Source organism: Enterobacter sp. TMH.L2, from assembly GCF_050847315.1.
In the GTDB taxonomy this organism is placed as follows: Bacteria; Pseudomonadota; Gammaproteobacteria; order Enterobacterales; family Enterobacteriaceae; genus Cedecea.
Genome location: NZ_CP193791.1, coordinates 356,155 through 371,383 on the forward strand (window position 1 = coordinate 356,155; position 15,229 = coordinate 371,383).

At 52.1% G+C, this 15,229-nt stretch carries 15 protein-coding genes and 2 tRNA genes; 14 read left to right on the forward strand and 3 right to left on the reverse strand.

The genetic code is table 11. From position 1 onward, the window contains the following. The gene (gene dacB, locus ACREYP_RS01795) at positions 1–1,434 is read right to left on the reverse strand and encodes a serine-type D-Ala-D-Ala carboxypeptidase (RefSeq protein WP_039305873.1); all 1,434 of its coding nucleotides are present in this window, start codon (positions 1,432–1,434) and stop codon (positions 1–3) included. 250 nt (positions 1,435–1,684) lie between these two features. Here dacB and greA point away from each other — a divergent pair, with 250 nt between their 5' ends. Next, the gene (gene greA / locus ACREYP_RS01800) at positions 1,685–2,161 is read left to right on the forward strand and encodes a transcription elongation factor GreA (protein ID WP_008454799.1); all 477 of its coding nucleotides are present in this window, start codon (positions 1,685–1,687) and stop codon (positions 2,159–2,161) included. Between the two features lie 105 nt (positions 2,162–2,266). On the opposite strand, the gene yhbY is transcribed toward greA, so the two are convergent. Further along, entirely contained in the window at positions 2,267–2,560 is a 294-nt protein-coding gene (gene yhbY, locus ACREYP_RS01805; protein WP_008454796.1) for a ribosome assembly RNA-binding protein YhbY, read from the reverse strand. A 126-nt stretch (positions 2,561–2,686) separates the two neighbouring features. On the opposite strand from yhbY, the gene rlmE reads away from it, so the two are divergent. The 4 genes from rlmE (at position 2,687) to glmM (ending at position 7,587) form a co-directional block, all read left to right on the forward strand. Further along, positions 2,687–3,316, forward strand: coding sequence for a 23S rRNA (uridine(2552)-2'-O)-methyltransferase RlmE (rlmE, locus tag ACREYP_RS01810; protein WP_008454794.1), 630 nt, complete (start codon positions 2,687–2,689; stop codon positions 3,314–3,316). A 56-nt stretch (positions 3,317–3,372) separates the two neighbouring features. Continuing rightward, the gene (gene ftsH / locus ACREYP_RS01815) at positions 3,373–5,310 is read left to right on the forward strand and encodes an ATP-dependent zinc metalloprotease FtsH (RefSeq protein ID WP_008454792.1); all 1,938 of its coding nucleotides are present in this window, start codon (positions 3,373–3,375) and stop codon (positions 5,308–5,310) included. A 98-nt stretch (positions 5,311–5,408) separates the two neighbouring features. Then, positions 5,409–6,257, forward strand: a complete 849-nt coding sequence (gene folP / locus ACREYP_RS01820; protein WP_008454791.1) for a dihydropteroate synthase — start codon at positions 5,409–5,411, stop codon at positions 6,255–6,257. Further along, positions 6,250–7,587, forward strand: a complete 1,338-nt coding sequence (glmM, locus tag ACREYP_RS01825; protein ID WP_008454789.1) for a phosphoglucosamine mutase — start codon at positions 6,250–6,252, stop codon at positions 7,585–7,587. Before folP ends, glmM begins: the two co-directional genes overlap by 8 nt. Here the strand turns inward: glmM and ACREYP_RS01830 are convergent. After that, positions 7,584–7,757, reverse strand: coding sequence for a hypothetical protein (locus ACREYP_RS01830; protein WP_157141373.1), 174 nt, complete (start codon positions 7,755–7,757; stop codon positions 7,584–7,586). The genes glmM and ACREYP_RS01830 overlap by 4 nt on opposite strands. Positions 7,758–7,821: 64 nt before the next feature. On the opposite strand from ACREYP_RS01830, the gene secG reads away from it, so the two are divergent. The 9 genes from secG to rpsO all read left to right on the forward strand — a co-directional run bounded on the left by secG (position 7,822) and on the right by rpsO (position 15,169). Next, positions 7,822–8,154 carry a preprotein translocase subunit SecG gene (gene secG / locus ACREYP_RS01835; protein ID WP_038478508.1) on the forward strand — a complete coding sequence of 111 codons (333 nt, stop codon included), beginning with the start codon at positions 7,822–7,824 and terminating at the stop codon, positions 8,152–8,154. A gap of 49 nt (positions 8,155–8,203) precedes the next feature. Further along, a tRNA-Leu gene (locus ACREYP_RS01840) sits at positions 8,204–8,290 on the forward strand. A gap of 59 nt (positions 8,291–8,349) precedes the next feature. Then, positions 8,350–8,426 (forward strand) — tRNA-Met (locus tag ACREYP_RS01845). Between the two features lie 213 nt (positions 8,427–8,639). After that, positions 8,640–9,092: a ribosome maturation factor RimP gene (rimP, locus tag ACREYP_RS01850; RefSeq protein ID WP_008454786.1), complete on the forward strand. Its 453-nt coding sequence runs from the start codon at positions 8,640–8,642 to the stop codon at positions 9,090–9,092. A gap of 27 nt (positions 9,093–9,119) precedes the next feature. Further along, the gene (nusA, locus tag ACREYP_RS01855; RefSeq protein ID WP_008454785.1) at positions 9,120–10,622 is read left to right on the forward strand and encodes a transcription termination factor NusA; all 1,503 of its coding nucleotides are present in this window, start codon (positions 9,120–9,122) and stop codon (positions 10,620–10,622) included. A gap of 24 nt (positions 10,623–10,646) precedes the next feature. After that, a complete protein-coding gene (gene infB / locus ACREYP_RS01860; RefSeq protein ID WP_008454784.1) occupies positions 10,647–13,334 on the forward strand; it encodes a translation initiation factor IF-2 in 2,688 nt (895 codons plus the stop codon). 65 nt (positions 13,335–13,399) lie between these two features. Next, the gene (rbfA, locus tag ACREYP_RS01865; protein WP_008454782.1) at positions 13,400–13,801 is read left to right on the forward strand and encodes a 30S ribosome-binding factor RbfA; all 402 of its coding nucleotides are present in this window, start codon (positions 13,400–13,402) and stop codon (positions 13,799–13,801) included. Then, positions 13,801–14,745 carry a tRNA pseudouridine(55) synthase TruB gene (truB, locus tag ACREYP_RS01870; RefSeq protein ID WP_008454781.1) on the forward strand — a complete coding sequence of 315 codons (945 nt, stop codon included), beginning with the start codon at positions 13,801–13,803 and terminating at the stop codon, positions 14,743–14,745. The genes rbfA and truB overlap by 1 nt, the downstream gene beginning before the upstream one ends. A gap of 154 nt (positions 14,746–14,899) precedes the next feature. Beyond that, entirely contained in the window at positions 14,900–15,169 is a 270-nt protein-coding gene (gene rpsO, locus ACREYP_RS01875; RefSeq protein ID WP_008454776.1) for a 30S ribosomal protein S15, read from the forward strand. Positions 15,170–15,229: the final 60 nt, after the last annotated feature.

Genomic DNA, 15,229 nt, shown 5'->3' on the forward strand with positions numbered 1-15,229 from the left:
CTAGTTATTCTGGTAAATGTCTTTGTAAAGCCGGCTTTCGAAGCGCACTAACGGGATGCGGCGATTACGCTGGTCCGCTGGTTCAACGGCATAACCAGAGAGATACTGCACAAAGGCCATGCGCTGCCCGCTTGCCGTGGTGATGAAGCCAGCCAGATTATAAACACCCTGCAATGAACCCGTTTTCGCCGACACTTTCCCATCCACGCCAGCCTGATGTAGGCCGGCACGATACTGCAGAGAGCCATCGTAGCCCGCGAGCGGCAGCATAGAGATAAAGTTTAGCTGATTATCGTTCTGCGCGATGTATTGCAGCACCTGCATCATTGTGGCTGGTGAAATCAGGTTATGACGCGAAAGGCCTGAACCATCGACGACAATACTGTTCCCCAAATCTACGCCCGCTTTTTGGCGCAATATCTGGCGTACAGCATCAGCACCTGCCCGCCAGGTGCCAGGAACACCCAGCCGGTTATGTCCGATGGTCCTGAATACGGTATCGGCAATCATGTTGTCGGATTTCTTGAGCATGATTTTAAGCAGGTCATGCAACGGGGCTGACTGTTTGCTGGCTATCACCGTGCCCGGTTCGTTGGGTTGAGTCTGGCGCAGCAGTGTTCCGCTATAGCTGATTCCTGCCTGCTTCAGTTCATCTTTAATGATGGCACCTGCATAGCTTGCACCATCCTGAATGGCAAAGGCTAAGGGCAGCGGATCGGCACGTTGTGTAAGGCAGCCGGTAAGCGTATAGCGGTTGAGATCGCCCGGGACAACATCCAGTTCGCAGTATTGGGCGTCAGGAGAACCTTTGGCCAGCGTTCTGACCTGACTAAACATCACGACCGGATAGTACGAAGCAATGCGGATATAGGCTAAATCGTCAGCTTTTGGCGCGCTGTATAAGGAAATAGAGAAGCAGTTACGGTCCACGATGGCGGCGGCGGGTGGTGCGCTGAAGCACTGTGTCATGTCGTTCCACGGCCAGCCCGGTGCTTTATCGTGGCTGGCGAAAATAGACGTGTCGACCAGCACGTTGCCCTTAATCTGTTGGACGCCCGCTTTTTTTAATTCGGCAACCATGTTGCGAATATCCTGACGCTTAAGCGTAGGATCTCCGCCGAAACGAGCGATAAGATCGCCGTTAAGTACGCCATTATCGATTTGAGCACGGCTTTCCAGCGTGGTGGTAAAACGAAAATCCGGGCCCAACTGAAGGAGCGCCGCTAGCGCCGTAATCACTTTCTGCGTACTGGCAGGCAGAGCCATTTGTTGGCTGTGATAATCAATGAACGGGCTTGTCGCACCGACTTTTTGTACCATCAGCGCCAGGTTCGCCCCGTCAGGCAACTGGGAGGTGTACTCTTCAACGTTCGCAGCCTGAACATTGATGGCTACGGCAGCGGTCAACCCAATGACAAATCTCAAAAATCGCATAATCTCGCGGTAACGGCCTGGAAACGTGACCGCCATACTACGGTGCATTATGGTGCAAAGTAAACGATGACCCTCAGGGAACTCCAGGGTAAAATACCGGTCAATTTGAAAACTGTTACTGACCTGGAGTCATTACCCCGGGTCGGTTTTCTTTTATTTGTTGCCGGAGAGACTTGCGTTACCGGCCATGCTCTTAAGCCAGCACGGTGTTTACCCTGCTGCAGAGGACTGATTTTAAGAGGTATAACAAATGCAACCTATTCCGATGACCTTACGTGGCGCTGAACAACTCCGCGAAGAACTGGATTTCCTGAAGTCCGTTCGTCGCCCTGAAATCATTGCTGCGATTGCTGAAGCTCGCGAGCATGGCGATCTGAAAGAAAACGCTGAGTATCATGCCGCGCGTGAGCAACAGGGCTTTTGCGAAGGCCGCATCCAGGATATCGAAGCGAAGCTTTCTAATGCTCAGGTGATCGACGTCACAAGAATGCCAAATAACGGCCGTGTGATCTTTGGTACTACCGTAACAGTATTGAACCTGGACAGTGATGAAGAGCTTACTTATCGCATCGTTGGCGACGATGAGGCTGATTTTAAAAAGAATCTTATTTCTGTAAACTCGCCTATTGCTCGCGGTCTTGTGGGCAAGGAATGCGACGATGTTGTCGTAATTCGCACGCCGGGCGGTGATGTCGAATTCGAAATCTTAAAAGTAGAATATTTGTAATTTTTACTACGCTGGCTAAAGGGTTGGCGTATTGTAAAGAAAAGAAAAAGGCCGCATAGCGGCCTTTTATCAACGAACATAGCGTGGCATTTTGCACACCTCTGCTTATTTCGGCAGAGAAATCTTACGCTCTTTAGAAGGGCGGTAGAGCACCAGCGTTTTACCGATGACCTGTACATTACAGGCGCCGGTTTCCCGCACGATGGCATCCACAATTAAGGTTTTGGTTTCGCGATCTTCCGTTGCGATCTTCACCTTGATTAATTCATGGTGCTCAAGCGCTTGTTCAATCTCGGCCAGTACCCCTTCGGTCAAACCATTATTGCCAAGCATAACCACCGGCTTGAGCGGATGGGCCAGACCTTTTAGGTGCTGTTTTTGTTTAGTACTCAGATTCATCGTATTTTTTGCTTACGTTGGGATTGAAAACGGTTCATTCTACCGCCATCTCCAGTGTATCGCCAAATCGGCTGTGCTGATTGTTAGTTAGCCTGCTATTCACGATGAACAAAGTTGGATATTGAGATGACAGGTAAGAAGCGTTCTGCCAGCTCCAGTCGCTGGCTGCAGGAACACTTTAGCGATAAATATGTTCAACAGGCACAGAAAAAGGGGTTGCGGTCCCGTGCCTGGTTTAAACTTGATGAAATACAGCAAAGTGACAAACTTTTTAAGCCAGGAATGACTATTGTAGATCTTGGTGCTGCACCCGGCGGGTGGTCACAATATGTCGTGACGCAAATCGGGAATCAGGGGCGAATCATCGCTTGCGATCTTTTACCAATGGATCCTATCGTTGGTGTGGACTTCCTTCAGGGCGATTTTCGTGATGAATTAGTCGTCAAGGCCCTGCTGGAACGTGTTGGTGACAGTAAAGTGCAGGTTGTCATGTCAGATATGGCGCCAAACATGAGCGGGACACCGGCAGTCGATATTCCCCGCGCTATGTACTTGGTTGAACTGGCACTGGAAATGTGTCGGGACGTGCTGGCGCCGGGCGGTAGTTTTGTAGTGAAAGTGTTTCAGGGCGAAGGTTTCGATGAATACCTGCGAGAAATTCGCTCCCTGTTTACGACGGTTAAAGTTCGTAAACCGGACTCTTCTCGTGCCCGCTCACGTGAAGTGTACATTGTAGCGACCGGGCGCAAACTATAGTACCCTGACGCTGTTTGTTAACACAGTTGTAATATGAGGTTAATCCCTTGAGTGACATGGCGAAAAACCTAATACTCTGGCTGGTCATTGCCGTTGTGCTAATGTCTGTATTCCAGAGCTTTGGGCCCAGCGAGTCAAATGGCCGTAGGGTGGATTACTCCACTTTCCTGTCTGAAGTTAATCAGGACCAGGTTCGCGAAGCGCGCATCAACGGACGTGAAATCAACGTTACCAAGAAAGATAGTAACCGATACACGACTTACATCCCCGTTAATGATCCCAAGCTGCTTGATAATCTGATTACCAAGAACGTGAAAGTTGTGGGCGAACCGCCTGAAGAGCAGAGTCTGCTGGCAACTATCTTCATTTCCTGGTTCCCAATGCTGCTGCTGATTGGGGTCTGGATCTTCTTTATGCGTCAAATGCAGGGCGGCGGTGGCAAAGGTGCCATGTCGTTCGGTAAGAGCAAGGCGCGCATGCTAACGGAAGACCAAATCAAAACCACCTTTGCGGACGTCGCTGGCTGTGATGAAGCGAAAGAAGAGGTGGGTGAGCTGGTTGAATACCTCCGTGAGCCGAGCCGCTTCCAGAAACTGGGCGGTAAAATCCCGAAAGGCGTCCTGATGGTCGGCCCTCCGGGTACGGGTAAAACGCTGTTGGCAAAAGCGATTGCTGGCGAAGCGAAAGTACCGTTCTTCACAATTTCCGGTTCTGACTTTGTTGAAATGTTCGTTGGTGTTGGTGCATCCCGTGTGCGTGACATGTTCGAACAGGCCAAAAAAGCGGCACCTTGTATTATCTTCATCGATGAAATCGATGCCGTAGGTCGTCAGCGTGGTGCTGGTCTGGGCGGTGGTCACGACGAACGTGAGCAAACCCTGAACCAAATGCTGGTTGAGATGGATGGCTTTGAAGGTAACGAAGGGATCATCGTTATTGCGGCAACTAACCGTCCTGACGTGCTTGACCCTGCGCTGCTGCGTCCTGGTCGTTTCGACCGTCAGGTTGTCGTGGGTCTGCCAGATGTTCGTGGCCGTGAGCAAATCTTGAAAGTTCATATGCGTCGCGTACCGCTTGCACCGGACATCGATGCCGCAATTATCGCTCGTGGTACACCTGGCTTCTCTGGTGCCGATTTGGCTAACCTGGTAAACGAAGCTGCGCTGTTTGCTGCTCGCGGTAACAAGCGTGTGGTGTCGATGGTTGAATTCGAGAAAGCGAAAGACAAAATCATGATGGGGGCAGAACGCCGCTCCATGGTGATGACGGAAGCGCAGAAAGAATCGACCGCTTATCACGAAGCAGGCCATGCGATTATCGGTCGCCTGGTACCGGAGCACGATCCGGTCCATAAGGTAACGATTATTCCTCGTGGCCGCGCGCTGGGTGTGACCTTCTTCCTGCCTGAAGGCGACGCAATTAGCGCCAGCCGTCAGAAACTGGAAAGTCAGATTTCCACGCTGTATGGCGGCCGTCTGGCTGAAGAGATTATCTACGGGGCAGAACATGTTTCTACCGGTGCGTCGAACGACATCAAAGTAGCGACTAACCTGGCTCGTAACATGGTGACTCAGTGGGGCTTCTCCGACAAACTTGGCCCGCTGCTGTATGCGGAAGAAGACGGTGAAGTATTCCTGGGCCGTTCAGTGGCAAAAGCGAAGCATATGTCTGATGAGACTGCGCGTATCATCGATCAGGAAGTTAAATCCCTGATTGAACGCAACTATGCCCGTGCTCGCCAGTTGCTGAATGAGAACATGGATATTCTGCACACCATGAAAGACGCATTGATGAAGTATGAAACCATCGATGCCCCGCAGATTGACGACCTGATGGCGCGCCGTGAAGTTCGCCCGCCAGCGGGTTGGGAAGATGCGAGCAAAAACAGCAATAACTCTGACAACAACGGTACCCCGAATGCGCCACGTCCGGTTGATGAACCACGTACGCCAAATCCGGGCAACACGATGTCTGAGCAACTGGGCGACAAATAAGACGCTCACGGAGATGTTTTTGCAGTAATCTATAAACCCCGGGCCTGCCCCGGGGTTTTTGTTTTTGTACAGCCTAAGACGAACGCAAAGGAAGAAGAATGAAACTCACCGCGCAAGGCTCCACGCTGGATCTCTCGCATCCTCACGTCATGGGGATTTTAAACGTCACGCCGGACTCCTTTTCCGACGGTGGTCAGCACAATTCCCTGGTTGAGGCCCTCAAGCATGCAAATGCGATGATCAATGCCGGGGCGACAATCATCGATGTTGGCGGAGAGTCAACCCGGCCTGGCGCGGCAGAGGTGAGCACAGAAGAAGAACTTGAGCGCGTTATTCCGGTGGTCGAAGCGATTGCTCAACGGTTTGAAGTCTGGGTCTCAGTGGATACATCAAAAGCCGAAGTTATTCGCGAATCTGCACGAGTAGGGGCGCATCTTATCAACGATATTCGTTCCTTAACGGAGCCAGGTGCGCTAGCTGCCGCTGCGGAAACGGGGCTCCCTGTTTGCCTGATGCATATGCAGGGCGAACCGAAAACGATGCAACAGGCACCACAGTACGATGACGTATTTGCCGATGTGAATCGCTTTTTTGTGGAGCACATTGCCCGCTGTGAAGCCGCAGGGATTTCAAAAGATAAATTGCTGCTCGACCCGGGCTTTGGTTTCGGTAAGAATCTCTCCCACAATTATCAGTTATTGGCTCGCCTTTCGGAATTTCATCACTACGGTATGCCGCTACTGGTAGGCATGTCCCGTAAATCGATGGTCGGGCAACTGCTTAATGTTGGCCCGGATCAGCGCCTGAGCGGTAGCCTTGCCTGCGCGGTGATTGCTGCGATGCAGGGGGCTCAAATTCTTCGCGTTCATGACGTAAAAGAGACTGTTGAAGCTATGCGCGTGGTCGAAGCTACGCTTTCAGTGAAGGAAAACAAATACTATGAGTAACCGTAAATATTTTGGCACCGATGGTATCCGTGGTCGCGTGGGCGATGCACCTATTACCCCTGATTTTGTTCTGAAGCTTGGCTGGGCTGCGGGTAAAGTCCTGGCTCGTCATGGTTCGCGTAAGATTATTATCGGTAAGGACACGCGTATTTCCGGCTACATGCTGGAATCTGCACTGGAAGCAGGTCTGGCTGCAGCCGGGTTGTCTGCTTCATTTACTGGTCCAATGCCTACGCCTGCAGTTGCTTATTTAACTCGTACATTCCGCGCTGAAGCCGGGATTGTTATCTCCGCCTCACACAACCCGTTCTATGATAACGGTATAAAATTCTTCTCGATCGACGGGACTAAACTGCCGGATGAGGTCGAAGAAGCTATTGAAGCGGAGATGGAAAAAGAGATCACCTGTGTGGATTCGGCGGAGTTGGGTAAAGCCAGCCGTATTGTCGATGCAGCAGGGCGCTATATTGAATTCTGCAAAGGCACGTTCCCAAACGAACTGAGCCTTAATGGCCTTAAAATCGTCGTAGACTGCGCCAACGGCGCGACTTACCACATTGCCCCGAATGTATTGCGTGAACTGGGTGCAAAAGTCATTGCCATCGGCTGTGAGCCGGATGGGGTGAATATTAATGAAAAATGCGGTGCGACCGATGTGCGTATGCTGCAAGAGCGCGTGCTGGCGGAAAAAGCCGATCTAGGCATCGCGTTTGACGGCGACGGCGACCGGGTAATTATGGTGGATAACCAGGGCCTTAAAGTCGATGGCGATCAGATCCTTTATATCGTTGCCCGGGAAGGATTACGTCAGGGGCAGCTTCGCGGCGGTGCCGTGGGTACGCTAATGAGCAATATGGGACTTGAAGTCGCGCTGAAGCAGTTGGGTATTCCTTTTGCCCGCGCGAAAGTTGGCGACCGCTATGTTCTGGAAAAACTGCAGGAGAAAGGCTGGCGAATTGGGGCTGAAAACTCCGGTCACGTCATTCTGCTGGACCAAACCACCACCGGTGACGGCATAGTCGCAGGTTTGCAAGTGCTTACCGCAATGGTTCGTAACCATATGAGCCTGCACGATCTCTGCAGCGGAATGAAATTGTTCCCGCAGATTCTGGTTAACGTTCGCTTTACCGCAGGCAGCGGCGATCCGCTTGAAAACGAAGAGGTCAAGCGCGTTACGGCTGAAGTGGAAGCTGCATTGGGCAGCCGTGGCCGGGTGTTGCTGCGTAAATCCGGAACGGAGCCACTCATTCGCGTGATGGTCGAGGGTGAAGATGAAGCCCAGGTTACCGCGTTTGCTCATCAGATCGCAGACGCAGTGAAGGCCGTTTAATATTTTTTCTTCGCAAACTGATTGAAAAGGCGGCAGTTGCCGCCTGTTTCTTTGGTGGAAATTACTTGTTTGCTGTTTTTTTCCGCAGTCAGTGCATTGTTAATAAATTGCCCTTGCGCACCAGTCTGGCTTTGGTTAGTATTCTCACCCGCTTCAGTGGGTAATGACAAACGTATCCGCTTAACTGGTTTGAAGCAATTGGCGTGCGGTAACCCCGCAAGGAACAGGTTGATTATGTACGAAGCTCTTTTGGTTGTTTTCCTTATTGTAGCGTTGGGCCTTGTCGGTCTTATCATGCTGCAGCAAGGTAAAGGCGCTGATATGGGAGCCTCCTTCGGAGCAGGCGCTTCCGCTACGTTATTCGGTTCAAGTGGTTCTGGTAACTTCATGACCCGCATGACCGGTGTGCTCGCAACGTTGTTCTTTATTCTGAGCCTGGTTCTGGGTAACCTCAGCACCAACAAAACCAGTAAAGGAAGCGAGTGGGAAAATTTAAGTCAGCCAGCACAAACTGAGCAGACTGCGCCAGCGGCACCTACCAAGCCGAGCAGCGATATCCCGCAGTAAGTTTGTCAGCTTCAATGCGGTGACATGAAGGTTACCGTGTTCAAAGAGTGCCGAGGTGGTGGAATTGGTAGACACGCTACCTTGAGGTGGTAGTGCCCGATTGGGCTTACGGGTTCAAGTCCCGTCCTCGGTACCAAATCCTAGCAATTCTTGCATTTAATGCAATTCTGGCGTAGTATTTGCCACGTTTTCGGACGCGGGGTGGAGCAGCCTGGTAGCTCGTCGGGCTCATAACCCGAAGGTCGTCGGTTCAAATCCGGCCCCCGCAACCACTTTCCCTGAGAGTTCTTTTTCAAATATACTGTGAACACCAGTTTCGGTGCCTTCGCGAAGAATTTAGAAAAAAATTCTCCTGGACGGTGTCCGGGCCGCAGTTGCGGCATACAGGGTTCAGTTATATAAAGCCCCGATTTATCGGGGTTTTTTGTTATCTGACTTTAGAATAACTGGGCTATATGCCCTTTTTTTATGTCTTGGGGGTGGGCTTGTCCACATTAGAGCAAAAATTAACAGAGATGATTTCAGCACCGGTCGAAGCACTGGGCTATGAACTTGTAGGCATCGAATTCGTTCGGGGCCGCACGTCTACGCTGCGCATCTATATTGATAGTGAAGATGGCATCAATGTTGATGATTGTGCTGATGTCAGTCACCAGGTCAGTGCCGTACTGGATGTCGAAGATCCCATCACCGTGGCCTATAACCTGGAAGTGTCCTCACCTGGCCTCGATCGCCCAATGTTCACCGCAGAACACTACGTTCGTTTTACCGGCGAAGAAGTGAGCATTGTATTGCGTATGGCTGTGCAAAACCGCCGCAAATGGCAGGGTATTATTAAAGCCGTAGACGGTGAGATGATCACGGTAACGGTCGAAGGAAAAGACGAAGTGTTCGCGCTGAGCAACATCCAGAAAGCGAACCTGGTACCCCACTTTTAATAGTTTGGATTGAGGTGAAAACCCAGGATGAACAAAGAAATTTTGGCTGTTGTTGAAGCAGTTTCCAACGAAAAAGCGCTGCCGCGTGAGAAGATTTTCGAAGCGCTGGAAAGTGCGCTGGCAACGGCGACCAAGAAAAAATACGAGCAAGAAATTGACGTTCGCGTTGAGATCGACCGCAAAAGCGGTGATTTCGATACCTTCCGCCGTTGGGTTATCGTTGAAGAAGTCACTCAACCTACGCGTGAAATCACTCTCGAAGCGGCTCAGTTTGAAGATCCGGCTCTCGGCCTCGGCGATTACGTTGAAGACGAAATTGAGTCCGTCACCTTTGACCGTATCACCACTCAAACGGCGAAGCAGGTTATCGTGCAGAAGGTTCGCGAAGCCGAACGTGCGATGGTAGTAGATCAGTTCCGCGATCAGGAAGGTGAGATTGTTACCGGTGTAGTGAAAAAAGTTAACCGCGACAATATCTCCCTTGAACTGAAATCGGAAGGCATGTCCGGCAACGCTGAAGCTGTGATTCTGCGTGAAGATATGCTGCCACGTGAAAACTTCCGCCCAGGCGACCGCATTCGCGGCGTGCTTTACGCAGTACGTCCTGAAGCTCGCGGTGCGCAGTTGTTCGTTAGCCGTTCCAAACCTGAAATGCTGATCGAACTGTTCCGCATTGAAGTGCCGGAAATCGGTGAAGAAGTTATCGAAATTAAAGCCGCCGCACGCGATCCGGGCTCTCGGGCCAAAATCGCCGTGAAAACAAACGACAAACGTATCGACCCGGTCGGTGCTTGCGTTGGTATGCGCGGTGCGCGCGTTCAGGCGGTTTCTACTGAGTTAGGCGGTGAGCGTATTGATATCGTGCTGTGGGACGACAACCCGGCGCAGTTTGTTATCAACGCAATGGCACCGGCCGACGTAGCATCCATTGTTGTCGACGAAGACAAACATACGATGGATATCGCGGTAGAGGCAGGCAACCTGGCACAGGCCATTGGCCGTAACGGTCAGAACGTTCGCCTGGCATCACAGCTGAGCGGCTGGGAACTCAACGTTATGACCGTTGATGACCTGCAGGCTAAACATCAGGCTGAAGCGCATGCGGCTATTGATACCTTTACCAAATACCTCGATATTGACGAGGATTTCGCCACCGTGTTGGTCGAAGAAGGTTTCTCCACGCTTGAAGAACTGGCCTATGTGCCAATGAAAGAGCTGCTGGAAATCGACGGCCTTGATGAAGATACCGTGGAAGCATTACGCGATCGCGCTAAAAACGCGCTCACCACACTGGCTCTGGCACAAGAAGAGAGCCTTGGCGATAAAAAACCTACTGAGGATCTGCTGAACCTCGAAGGGATGGATCGCCCGCTGGCCTTTAAACTGGCTGCTCGTGGTGTTAGCTCGCTGGAAGACCTTGCCGAGCAAGGTGTTGACGACCTGTCTGATATCGAAGGCTTAACGGATGAGAAAGCCGGCGAGTTGATCATGGCAGCGCGTAACATTTGCTGGTTTGGCGGCGAAGCGTAATAAACTGTAGCAGGAAGGAACAGCATGACAGATGTAACCGTAAAAGCGCTGGCCGCAGAGATTCAGACCTCCGTGGACCGCCTGGTACAGCAATTTGCTGATGCAGGGATCCCGAAGTCTGCTGATGACTCCGTTTCGGCGCAAGAGAAACAAACGCTGCTGGCTCACCTGAACCACGAACATGGTTCAGGCCCAGACAAGTTGACTTTACAGCGCAAAACGCGCAGTACTTTAAACATTCCAGGTACCGGTGGGAAAAGTAAATCGGTACAAATCGAAGTCCGCAAGAAGCGCACCTTTGTGAAACGTGATCCGCAAGAGGCAGAACGCCTTGCTGCGGAAGAACAGGCGCAGCGTGAAGCGGAAGAGCAAGCCCAGCGTGAGGCAGAGGAAGCTGCCAAACGTGCGGCACAAGAAAAAGCTAAGCGTGAAGCTGAAGAACAAGCTAAGCGCGAAGCCGCTGATAAAGCGAAACGTGAAGCTGCGGAAAAAGACAAAGTGAGCAATCAACAAACTGATGAAATGACGAAAGCCGCCCACGCCGAGAAGTCTCGCCGTGAAGCGGAAGCTGCTGAACTGAAGCGTAAAGCTGAAGAAGAAGCCCGTCGCAAACTCGAAGAAGATGCCCGTCGCGTGGCGGAAGAAGCCCGTAAAATGGCTGAAGCTAACGCTGGCGTTTGGGAAGAGCAGGAGAAGGTAGAAGACGATAAGTCTGACTATCACGTCACCACTTCCCAGCACGCTCGTCAGGCAGAAGACGAAAACGATCGTGAAGTTGAAGGCGGCCGTGGTCGTGGTCGTACTGCAGCTAAAGCGCCGCGTCAGAAAAAAGCTGGCGGTAAGCACGGCGAGTCTAAAGCTGACCGTGAAGAAGCTCGTGCAGCCGTTCGCGGTGGCAAAGGTAAGCGTAAGCCAAGCAGCCTGCAGCAGGGCTTCACCAAGCCAGCACAGGCCGTTAACCGTGACGTTGTGATTGGTGAAACCATCAGCGTTGCTGAACTGGCTAACAAAATGGCCGTTAAAGGCTCTCAGGTCATCAAAGCGATGATGAAGCTGGGCGCAATGGCGACCATCAACCAGGTTATCGATCAAGAAACCGCTCAGCTGGTTGCTGAAGAGATGGGCCACAAAGTTATCCTGCGTCGTGAGAACGAGCTGGAAGAAGCGGTAATGAGCGACCGTGACACCGGCGCTGCGGCAGAAACCCGTGCACCGGTTGTGACCATCATGGGTCACGTTGACCACGGTAAAACTTCTCTGCTGGACTACATCCGTTCTACTAAAGTTGCCTCCGGCGAAGCGGGTGGTATTACCCAGCACATCGGTGCTTACCACGTAGAAACCGACAACGGAATGGTTACCTTCCTGGATACCCCAGGTCACGCAGCATTTACTTCTATGCGTGCTCGTGGTGCTCAGGCAACGGATATCGTTGTTCTGGTTGTTGCTGCCGATGATGGCGTAATGCCACAGACTATCGAAGCTATCCAGCACGCAAAAGCGGCGCAGGTACCGGTAGTTGTCGCGGTGAACAAAATCGATAAGCCAGAAGCGGATCCGGATCGCGTTAAAAACGAACTGTCCCAGTATGGCATCATGCCGGAAGAGTGGGGCGGCGAAAGCCAGTTCATCCACGTTTCTGCAAAAGCCGGTACCGGTATCGACGACCTGCTGGATGCAATCCTGCTGCAGGCCGAAGTTCTGGAGCTGAAAGCTGTCCGTAAAGGTATGGCAAGCGGCGTGGTCATCGAATCCTTCCTGGATAAAGGCCGTGGTCCGGTTGCTACCGTTCTGGTACGTGAAGGTACCCTGAACAAAGGCGATATCGTTCTGTGTGGCTTCGAATATGGCCGCGTGCGTGCGATGCGTGACGAGATGGGGCGTGAAGTGACCGAAGCGGGTCCTTCTATTCCAGTTGAGATCCTCGGCCTGTCCGGCGTGCCTGCCGCGGGTGACGAAGTGACCGTTGTTCGTGACGAGAAGAAAGCTCGTGAAGTTGCTCTGTATCGTCAGGGTAAATTCCGTGAAGTGAAACTGGCTCGTCAGCAGAAATCCAAACTGGAAAACATGTTCGCCAACATGACCGAAGGCGAAGTGTCTGAAGTGAACATCGTGCTGAAGGCAGACGTTCAGGGTTCTGTGGAAGCAATCAGCGACTCCCTGCTGAAACTGTCTACCGATGAAGTTAAAGTTAAAATCATCGGTTCCGGCGTGGGTGGGATCACCGAAACTGACGCAACGCTGGCTGCAGCATCCAACGCCATTCTGGTTGGCTTCAACGTCCGTGCTGATGCGTCTGCGCGCCGCGTGATTGAAGCAGAAAGCCTGGATCTGCGTTACTACTCCGTCATCTATAACCTGATCGACGAAGTGAAAGCGGCGATGAGCGGTATGCTGTCTCCAGAGCTGAAACAGCAGATCATCGGCCTGGCTGAAGTTCGTGATGTCTTCAAATCACCGAAGTTTGGCGCGATTGCTGGCTGTATGGTTACCGAAGGTGTGGTGAAACGTCACAACCCAATCCGCGTACTGCGCGACAACGTGGTTATCTATGAAGGTGAGCTGGAATCCCTGCGCCGCTTCAAAGATGACGCAAGCGAAGTCCGTAACGGTATGGAATGTGGTATCGGCGTTAAGAACTACAACGACGTGCGCGTGGGCGATATGATCGAAGTCTTCGAAATTATCGAGATCAAGCGTACCATCTCCTGATAGCCGTACCGCATCAACTATCTTAGGGGGGCCGTGTGCCCCCCGTTTTGTCTGGAGAAATTATTATGGCGAAAGAATTTGGTCGCCCGCAGCGCGTTTCTCAGGAATTGCAGAAAGAAATTGCCATTATCCTGCAGCGTGAAATTAAAGACCCGCGTCTGGGCATGATGACCACCGTTTCTGGTGTTGAAGTCTCCCGTGACCTGGCGTATGCCAAAGTATTTGTGACCTTCCTGAACGACAAAGACGAAGATGCCATCAAAGAAGGCATCAAAGTTCTGCAGGACGCGTCGGGCTATATCCGAACTTTAGTTGGCAAGGCAATGCGTCTGCGCATCGTGCCTGAGCTGACCTTCTTCTACGATAACTCGCTGGTTGAAGGGATGCGCATGTCTAACCTGGTTTCCAATGTCATCCGTCATGATGACGAGCGTCGCGTGAATACGGACGACAGCAAGGAGGATTGATGAGTCGTCCTCGTCGTCGCGGTCGTGATATTCATGGTGTACTGTTGCTCGATAAGCCTCAGGGCCTTTCGTCCAACGACGCACTGCAAAAAGTAAAACGTCTTTATAACGCGAACCGCGCGGGTCATACCGGGGCGCTGGATCCGCTGGCGACCGGTATGCTGCCGATTTGCCTTGGTGAAGCAACGAAGTTCTCCCAGTACCTGCTGGACTCCGACAAACGTTATCGCGTGATTGCCAAACTTGGGCAGCGCACGGACACGTCAGATGCCGACGGCATTGTGGTTCAGGAGCGCCCGGTTAACTTTAGCACCGAGCAGCTTGCTGCCGCGCTGGAGAGCTTCCGCGGGGATACCGAGCAGGTTCCATCGATGTACTCTGCGCTTAAGCATCAGGGTAAGCCCCTGTACGAATACGCGCGCGCGGGGATTGAGGTTGAACGTGAAGCTCGCCCAATCACGGTGTACGAGCTGTTGTTTATTCGCCATGAAGGGGATGAACTGGAGCTGGAAGTCCATTGCTCTAAGGGAACGTACATTCGTACAATCGTTGACGATCTCGGTGAAAAACTTGGCTGTGGGGCGCATGTTATCTTCCTGCGTCGTCTGGCTGTAAGTAAATATCCGATTGAGCGGATGGTCACTCTGGAGCAGCTTAATGAGCTGGTAGAACAGGCACATCGGCAGGAGCGCGAGCCAGCGGAAATGCTGGATCCGCTGCTGATGCCGATGGACAGCCCAGCCTCCGATTTCCCGCTGGTGAATTTGCTGCCTGAAGTTGCCGTCTACTTTAAAAACGGTAATCCAGTTCGGGTGGCAGGCGTTCAGGCCGAAGGGTTGGTGCGCGTCACCGAAGGCGAAGAGAAGAAATTCATCGGTATGGGTGAAATCGATGGCGAGGGCCGGGTTGCTCCGCGTCGTCTGGTCGTCGAATATCCCGTCTGACTTTTGCCGCTACCTTGCGGTAAAAGGGCGCTACAGGTAAAATAGCGCGGCTTAACGGCTGGCCGATTGTTTAACAAACGGTTCAGACGTGCACTGGGGTTGCTGAATTAGAGATCGGCACCCTGTTTATTTATCTATAATGTTGGAGTTGAAAATGTCTCTAAGCGTTGAAGCTAAAGCTAAAATCGTTTCCGAGTTTGGTCGTGGTACTAACGACAGCGGTTCTACCGAAGTTCAGGTTGCACTGCTGACTGCACAGATTAACCACCTGCAGGGTCACTTTGCAGAGCACAAAAAAGATCACCACAGCCGTCGTGGTCTGCTGCGTATGGTTTCTCAGCGTCGTAAACTGCTCGACTACCTGAAACGTAAAGATGTAGCACGTTACACTGGCCTGATCGAGCGCCTGGGTCTGCGTCGCTAGTTCTTGCGAGTTTCAGAAAAAGGGGCCTGTAAGGGCCCCTTTTTTCAACCAGACGGCAGC